Genomic DNA, 8399 nt, shown 5'->3' with positions numbered 1-8399 from the left:
GAGGTCAGCCGGCGCCCGGCTCCAGCGCGTCAAGTGCCCTGCGCAGGCCGGTCAGTTTGCGCTCGAGATGCGCGGCGGTCGCCACCGCGCCGCTGTCCGCGCTGTCGGACAGCTGCTTGGAGAGCGCCTCGGCCTGCTCCTCCACCGCGGCCAGCCGCGCCGACAGCTCCGCGAGCAGCCCGGTCGACTCGCCCTCGCCGCCGTCACCGTCGCTCCGACCGCCCTCCAACTGGAGGCGCAGCAGCGACGCCTGCTCCCGGAGCTGGACGTTCTTCATGTACAGGTCGACGAAGACGGAGACCTTCGCGCGCAGCACCCACGGGTCGAACGGTTTGGAGATGTAGTCCACCGCGCCGGCCGCGTAGCCGCGGAAGGTGTGGTGCGGGCCGTGGTTGATGGCGGTGAGGAAGATGATCGGGATGTCCCGCGTCCGCTCCCGGCGCTTGATGTGCGCGGCCGTCTCGAAGCCGTCCATGCCCGGCATCTGCACGTCCAGCAGGATGACCGCAAAATCGTCCGTGAGAAGTGCCTTGAGAGCTTCCTCCCCTGACGATGCCCGCACCAGCGTCTGATCGAGCGCGGAGAGGATGGCCTCCAGCGCCAGCAGATTCTCCGGCCGGTCATCGACCAGGAGGATCTTGGCCTTCTGCACCATGGCCCGTCCTCCTCGCCCCGGCAGCGCCTGGGACGCCACCCCTGGGGACGACTCCTTTGCGCCGCCCGTCCTTGTGCCGGTCATGGTAGCCGCACCTCGCGGCCCGCCACACCCTGTCACCGAGATGTCACTGTGCACGTAGCGGGAACGCACCACGGTCGCGGAAGGTTCCTCGTGCCACGTGCCGGCACACCGTCGGCGACGGCCGGTGGACCGGCCCGCGCCGACGGCGTGTCAGACACCCTACGACGCCCGGGACCTGGAGCGCCGCACGGGCTCACTCCTCCCGCATCCACCTGTCCATCACCGACAGCAGGTGGTCGGTGTCCACCGGCTTGGTGACGTAGTCGGAGGCGCCGGCGTCGATGCTCTTCTCCCGGTCGCCCTTCATCGCCTTCGCGGTGAGCGCGACGATGGGCAGCCCCGCGAACTGCGGCATCCGGCGGATGGCCGCCGTCGTGGCGTAGCCGTCCATCTCCGGCATCATGATGTCCATCAGCACCAGCGCGGTGTCCTCGTGCTGCTCCAGGACCTCGATGCCCTCCCGGCCGTTCTCCGCGTACAGCACCTGGAGCCCGCTCTGTTCGAGCACGCTGGTGAGCGCGAAGACGTTCCGGATGTCGTCGTCGACGATGAGCACCTTGCGCCCGCGGAAGCGCTGCGCCAGCTCGGCGCTGCGGGACGCGTTCTGCGAGCGGTTCTCCGCGTCGTCCTCCTGCGGGCGGCCGCCGGCCGCGGCGGCCCGCCGCCGGCTGCGCTCGGCGAGGGTGTGGGCGGCCTGTTCCGCGTCGCGGGTCGCCGGCGGCAGCGCCAGCGGTCGGTCGGCGGTCGGTACGGCATGCGGCCCGGCCTCCTGCGGCTCCTCCTCGGCCACCGGCTCGGCGGGCGCGCCGGCGGGCTGCGGGTAGCCGTGCGGAGGCAGTTCCGTCAGGTGCAGCGGCAGGTACAGCGTGAACGTCGAACCGCGCCCGGGCTCGCTGACGGCGTGGATCTCGCCGCCGAGGAGCCGGGCGATCTCCCGGCTGATCGACAGTCCGAGGCCGGTACCGCCGTACTTGCGGCTGGTGGTGCCGTCGGCCTGCTTGAACGCCTCGAAGATGACCCGCATCTTGCTCTGCGCGATGCCGATGCCGGTGTCGGTGACCGAGAACGCGATCAGGTCGGCGTCCGCGTCCCGCAGCGAGCCGTGCTCGATCATCTGCTCGCGGATGGCCACGGGGACGTCCGGGCCGGCCGAGCGGATCACCAGCTCCACCGCGCCGCTGTCGGTGAACTTCACCGCGTTGGACAGCAGGTTGCGCAGGACCTGGAGCAGCCGCTGCTCGTCGGTGTGCAGGGTCGGCGGCAGCTCCGGGGAGACGCGCACGGAGAAGTCCAGGCTCTTCTCCGCCGTCAGCGGCCGGAACGTGGCCTCCACGTAGTCCACCAGCTGGACCAGCGCGATCCGGGTGGGGCTGACGTCCATCTTGCCCGCCTCGACCTTCGACAGGTCCAGGATGTCGTTGATGAGCTGGAGCAGGTCGGAGCCGGCGCCGTGGATCGTCTCGGCGAACTCCACCTGCTTCGGCGAGAGGTTGCCCTCGGCGTTGTCGGCGAGCAGCTTGGCGAGGATCAGCAGCGAGTTGAGCGGGGTGCGCAGCTCGTGTGACATGTTCGCCAGGAACTCCGACTTGTAGCGCATCGAGACGGCGAGCTGCTCGGCGCGCTCCTCCAGGACCTGCCGGGCCTCCTCGATCTCCGAGTTCTTGATCTCGATGTCCCGGTTGGTCTGCGCGAGCTGGGCCGCCTTCTCCTCCAGCTGGGCGTTGGAGTCCTCCAGCGCCTTCTGCCGGTTCTCCAGCTCCGCCGACCGCTCCTGGAGCTGCTCGGTGAGCTCCTGGGACTGCTTGAGCAGGATCTCGGTCTTGGTGTTGACGCTGATGGTGTTGACGCTTGTGGCGATCATCTCGGCGATCTGGCTGAGGAAGTCCTTCTGGATCTGGGTGAACGGCTGGAACGCCGCCAGTTCGATCACGCCGAGCGTCGCGCCCTCGAACACCACCGGCAGCACGACGACGTGCGTCGGGGTCGCCTCGCCGAGCCCGGAGGTGATCTTCAGATAGCCGGCCGGGGCGTTCTCCATCAGGATCGTGCGCTTCTCGACGGCCGCCGTGCCGACGAGGGAGTCGCCCGGCGCGAAGGTGGTCGGCATGCTGCCGAACGCGTAGCCGTAGGAACCCAGCAGCTGCAGCTCGTAGGAGCCGCCCTCGCCCGCGCCGACGGGGCTGCCGCCGTGCTCGCCGCCGGTCGGCACGGCCAGGAAGAACGCGCCGTGGTGCGCGGAGACGGCCGGTGTCAGCTCGCTCATGATGAGCTGCGCGACGTCCTTGAGGTCCCGGCGGCCCTGCATCAGACCGGAGATGCGGGCCAGGTTGCCCTTGAGCCAGTCCTGCTCCTGGTTGGCCAGGGTGGTCTCGCGCAGGTTGCTGATCATCGTGTTGATGTAGCCCTGGAGCTCCAGGATCTCGCCGGCGGCGTCCACGTCGATCCGCACGCCGTGGTCGCCGCGGGTGACCGCGGTGGCCACCTGGGCGATGGCGCGCATCTGCCGGGTCAGGTTGCCGGCCATCTCGTTGACGGAGTCGGTCAGGTCCTTCCAGGTGCCGGCGGCGTCCCGGACCCGGGCCTGGCCACCCAGCTTGCCCTCGGTGCCCACCTCACGGGCCACCCGCGTCACCTGTTCGGCGAACGAGGAGAGCTGGTCGACCATCGTGTTGATCGTCGTCTTCAGCGCCAGGATCTCGCCCCGGGCGTCGATGTCGATCTTCTTGGTGATGTCGCCCTTGGCGATGGCGGTGGTGACCTGCGCGATCTGCCGCACCTGGCCGGTGAGGTTGTTCGCCATGGAGTTCACCGACTCCGTGAGGTCCTTCCAGGTGCCCGAGACGCCCGGCACCCGCGCCTGGCCGCCGAGGATGCCGTCGGTGCCCACCTCGCGGGCCACCCGCGTCACCTCGGCGGCGAACGACGACAGCGTCGTCACCATCGTGTTGACCGTGTCCGCGAGCTGCGCGAACTCGCCGCTCGCGTCGACCGTGACCTTCTTCGTCAGGTCGCCGTTGGCGACCGCCGTGGCGACCTGGGAGATGTTCCGCACCTGCCCGGTCAGGTTGTTCGCCATCAGGTTGACGTTGTCGGTGAGGTCCTTCCAGATGCCGGAGACGTCCCGCACCTGCGCCTGGCCGCCCAGCTTGCCCTGGGTGCCCACCTCACGGGCCACCCGCGTCACCTGCTCGGCGAACGACGACAGCTGGTCCACCATCGTGTTCACGGTCGTCACCAGGGCCAGGAACTCGCCCTTGGCGTCGACGGTGATCTTCTTGGAGAGGTCGCCCTGGGCGACGGCCGTGGTGACCTCGGCGATGTTCCGGACCTGGGAGGTCAGGTTCTGCGCCATGCCGTTCACCGACTGGGTCAGGTCCTTCCACGTGCCGGAGACGCCCTTGACCTCGGCCTGGCCGCCCAGCTTGCCCTCGGTGCCCACCTCGCGGGCCACCCGCGTCACCTGCTCGGCGAACGACGACAGCTGGTCCACCATCGTGTTGATCGTCGTCTTGAGTTCGAGGATCTCGCCCCGGGCGTCCACGTCGATCTTCTGCGACAGGTCGCCGCGCGCCACCGCCGTGGCCACCTGGGAGATGTTCCGCACCTGGGCGGTGAGGTTCCCGGCCATCGAGTTCACGGAGTCCGTCAGGTCGCGCCACACGCCGGCCACGCCCGGGACCTGCGCCTGACCGCCCAGCCGGCCCTCCGTGCCGACCTCCCGGGCCACCCTGGTGACCTGGTCGGCGAAGGCGGAGAGCTGGTCGACCATCGTGTTGATCGTGTTCTTCAGCTCCAGGATCTCGCCCCGGGCGTCGACCTCGATCTTCTGCGACAGGTCACCGCGCGCCACCGCCGTCGTGACCTGCGCGATCTGCCGCACCTGCGAGGTGAGGTTGCCGGCCATGAAGTTGACCGAGTCCGTCAGGTCCTTCCAGGTGCCGGACACGCCGTCCACCCGGGCCTGGCCGCCCAGCCGGCCCTCGGTGCCCACGTCCCGGGCCATCCGGGTGACCTGCTCGGCGAAGGAGGACAGCTGGTCGACCATCGTGTTGACGGTGTTCTTCAGCTCCAGCATCTCGCCGGACACGTCCACGGTGACCTTCTGCGACAGGTCGCCGTTCGCGACCGCCGTCGTCACCTGCGCGATGTTGCGGACCTGCCCGGTGAGGTTCCGGAACGCCGTGTTGACGGAGTCGGTGAGGTCCTTCCAGGTGCCGGCGGCGCCCGGCACCTGCGCCTGACCGCCCAGCTCGCCCTCGACGCCGACCTCGCGGGCGACCCGGGTGACCTCGGCGCCGAAGGAGGACAGCTGGTCGACCATCGTGTTGACGGTGTTCTTCAGCTCCAGCATCTCGCCGGACACGTCCACGGTGACCTTCTGCGACAGGTCGCCGTTCGCCACGGCCGTCGTCACCTGCGCGATGTCCCGCACCTGGGCGGTGAGGTTCCGGAACGCCGTGTTGACGGAGTCGGTGAGGTCCTTCCAGATCCCGGCGGCGCCCGGCACCTGCGCCTGGCCGCCGAGGATGCCCTCCGTGCCGACCTCACGGGCCGCGCGGGTCACCTCGTCGGCGAACGTGCGCAGCGTCTCGGTCATCGTGTTGATGGTGCCGGCCAGCTTGGCGACCTCGCCGCGCGCGTTGACCGTCACCTTCTGCGACAGGTCGCCGCTGGCCACGGCGGTGGTGACCCGCGCGATCTCCCGGACCTGCGAGGTCAGGTTGCCGGCCATCAGGTTCACCGAGTCGGTGAGGTCCTGCCACACCCCGGCGACGCCCTCGACGCGCGCCTGGCCGCCCAGCTCGCCCTCGGTGCCCACCTCACGGGCCACCCGCGTCACCTCGGACTGGAACGAGGAGAGCTGGTCCACCATCGTGTTGACGGTGTTCTTCAGCTCCAGCATCTCGCCCTCGACGTGCACGGTGACCTTGCGCGACAGGTCACCCTTGGCGACCGCCGTCGTCACCAGCGCGATGTCCCGCACCTGGGCGGTGAGACGGGACGCCATCGTGTTGACGGAGTCGGTCAGGTCCTTCCAGGAGCCCGACATGCCGCGCACTTTCGCCTGGCCGCCCAGCTTGCCCTCGGTGCCGACCTCGATCGCCACCCGGGTCACCTCGTCGGTGAACACCGACAGCAGGTCCACCAGGCCGTTCACCGTCTTGCCGACCCGCAGGAACTCCCCCCGCAGCGGCTGCGTGCCGCCGCCGTGGCCCGGCACCCGCAGGTCCATGCGCTGCTGGAGGTCGCCCTCGGCGACCGCCGCCAGCACCTGGCCCACCTCCGACACCGGCCGCACCAGATCGTCGACCAGCGCGTTGGCCGCGTCCACCGACTCGGCCCAGGAGCCCTCGCAGGCCCCCACCTCCAGCCGCTCGGTGAGCTTGCCGTCCCGGCCGACGACCCGCCGCACCCGGTTCAGCTCGCCCGCCAGGTGCATGTTCCGGTCGGCGACCTCGTTGAAGACCGCGGCGATCTCCGCCATCTGGCCGTCGCCGGCGACCGTCAGCCGCTTGCGGAAGTTGCCGTCCCGCATCGCGGTCAGGGCGACCCGCAGCCTCTCCAGCGCCGCCGCGTCCACCTCGACGGTCGCCGACCGCCGGGCTCGTCCGCTCTTCGTCCGCGTGCTCGTCGCGCGCGTCGCAGCGCCAGACTCCACCGTGTCCCTCCCGTAGGGTCGTACGTCCCGCCCGGTTCCTCGTCGCGAGCAGCCTTCCCAGTGTTTCACTCCGACGGAACCCGGCGATAACAGTTCGGCAGCATCGCACACCAGGGGCGGCACACGCCTCCGGGCGAATCACCCTCACCCGCGCCCAATCGGCTCACGAACGTAAGTAACCTGGCCCACGGCTGCCTTTCCACCCCGCCCGGGTCCGCTCGGGTCCGAACGGGGACCGGGACGGGCCTGGCACCCGGAGTGGGCAGAAGTCGGACGCGGAGTGAGCACGAGTGGCAGACGGAGGGGCAGCCGCGGTGAACCAGCAGAGCGCCGAGCGGGGACGAGCCACGCGGACACGCGGCACGGCTGGCACACCGGGCGCGCCGGGCACGACAACCGGCCGCGCGGTTCCGGAACAGACCGCTCCGGGCGGGGACAGCACACGACGCATGGGGAGACCAGTGATCACGGCCCGGGCCGCCGCCACCTTCGAGCCGGTCGGACGATCGGTCGCGGCCGCCCGCGCCTTCGTCCGCGACACCCTCCACGGCTGGGGCCTGCAGGAAGTGGTCGACGACGCCGTCGTACTCACCAGCGAGCTGGTCACCAACGCCGTGGTGCACGCCGGCACCACGGCCGAGGTCATCTGCCTGCGGGACCGCGAGGGCGTCCGGGTGGAGGTCGCCGACCGCCACCCGGAGCGCGAGCTGCCGCTCCAGGAGCCCGGGCTGCACATGGGCAACCCCGACCGGGAGGGCGGCCGCGGCCTGCTGCTGTGCGGCGCGCTCGCCTCACACTGGGGCGTCGACTACACCACCGCCGACAAACGCGTCTGGTTCCGCCTCGACCTCCCCGAGCGTCCCGTCGGCACCCGCAGCGCCGGACCCGCGCTGCCGGACGACCAGCTCCCCCTCACCGACCCCCGGGTCCGGGTCGCCGTCGTCCAGATCGACCGGCTCGGCGCCGTCTCCGCCTGGAACGACGACGCCACCGCCCTCTTCGGCTACCCGCCCGAGCAGGTCGTCGGCAAGCCGCTCGGCGACCTCGCCGCCTGGCCGCACACCCCCGGCACCGGAACCGGCATCGCCGAAGCCCTGGCCCTCTCCCGCTGGGAGGGCACCTACGGCATCCGCGGCGCCGACGGCCGCACCCAGCCGGTGTACGCCTCCCACCTCCGGGTACGGGACGCCCAGGGCGAGCCGTCCACGGTCTGCCTGCTGGTGCCGGAGTCCGGGCGCGCCGTACTCCAGTCCGCGCCCCGCTCCGCCGCCGCCGACGGCGGCACCGGCCAGGAGAACCGCGACCGCTCCACGACCGACCCGTTCGAGGCGTTCATCGGCTCCCCCGCCCCCGAGGACCTGGACGGCCTACTCCAGCGCACCGTCGAACGCGCCCGCGACATGCTCGACGGCGACGCCGCCTACCTGCTGCTCGCCACCGACGACGAGACCGAGCTGGAGGTCCGCGCCTCCACCGGGCTGCCGGCCGCCCGCCAGCGCTTCGCCCGCGTCCCCGTCGAGGCCGGCAGCGGCCGGTACGGCAGCGCCCGCATGCCGTCCGTCCACGAGGACGTCACCGCCGTACCCGGCGCCGTGCCGCTGCTGTCCGGCACCGGGATGCGCTCGGTCGTCACCGTCCCGCTGAAGGTCGAGGGCCGCCTCACCGGCTCCCTCGGCGTCGCCGCCGAAGCGGCGGGCCGCTACACCAACGAGGAGGCACTGCGCCTCCAGTTCGCCGCCGACCGCATCGCGCTCGCCGTGGAGTCCGCGCGCCTCACCGAACTGGAACGTCTCCGACGGGGCTCCCTGTCGTTCCTCGTCGAGGCCTCCGACCTGCTCGCCGGCACCCTCGACCGGGACCAGACGCTGGCACTGATGGCACAGATGACCGTGCCCACCCTCGCCACCTGGTGCGCCGTCTACACGATCGCCGACACCACGTCCGAGCCCGAGCTCTCCTACGTGCTGCACGAGGACGAGGAGCAGATCGACGGGCTCAAGG

General features: G+C 71.1%; 3 protein-coding genes. 1 reads left to right on the top strand and 2 read right to left on the bottom strand.

Going from position 1 to position 8399, the window contains the following annotated elements:
• Window positions 1-4: 4 nt before the first annotated feature.
• The gene (locus GL263_RS15930) at window positions 5-655 is read right to left on the bottom strand and encodes a response regulator (protein ID WP_182856383.1); all 651 of its coding nucleotides are present in this window, start codon (window positions 653-655) and stop codon (window positions 5-7) included.
• Window positions 656-932: 277 nt separating this feature from the next.
• Window positions 933-6398, bottom strand: coding sequence for a HAMP domain-containing protein (locus tag GL263_RS15925; protein WP_182856382.1), 5466 nt, complete (start codon window positions 6396-6398; stop codon window positions 933-935).
• 449 nt (window positions 6399-6847) lie between these two features.
• Here GL263_RS15925 and GL263_RS15920 point away from each other — a divergent pair.
• The coding region (locus GL263_RS15920; protein WP_182856381.1) for a GAF domain-containing protein at window positions 6848-8399 on the top strand (1552 nt) is incomplete at its 3' end.

The sequence above is a fragment of the Streptomyces durbertensis genome (assembly GCF_014156695.1).
GTDB lineage: Bacteria > Actinomycetota > Actinomycetes > Streptomycetales > Streptomycetaceae > Streptomyces > Streptomyces durbertensis.
The sequence above is the reverse complement of the archived record's forward strand: the minus strand, read 5'-3'. Positions and strand labels throughout refer to the sequence as shown.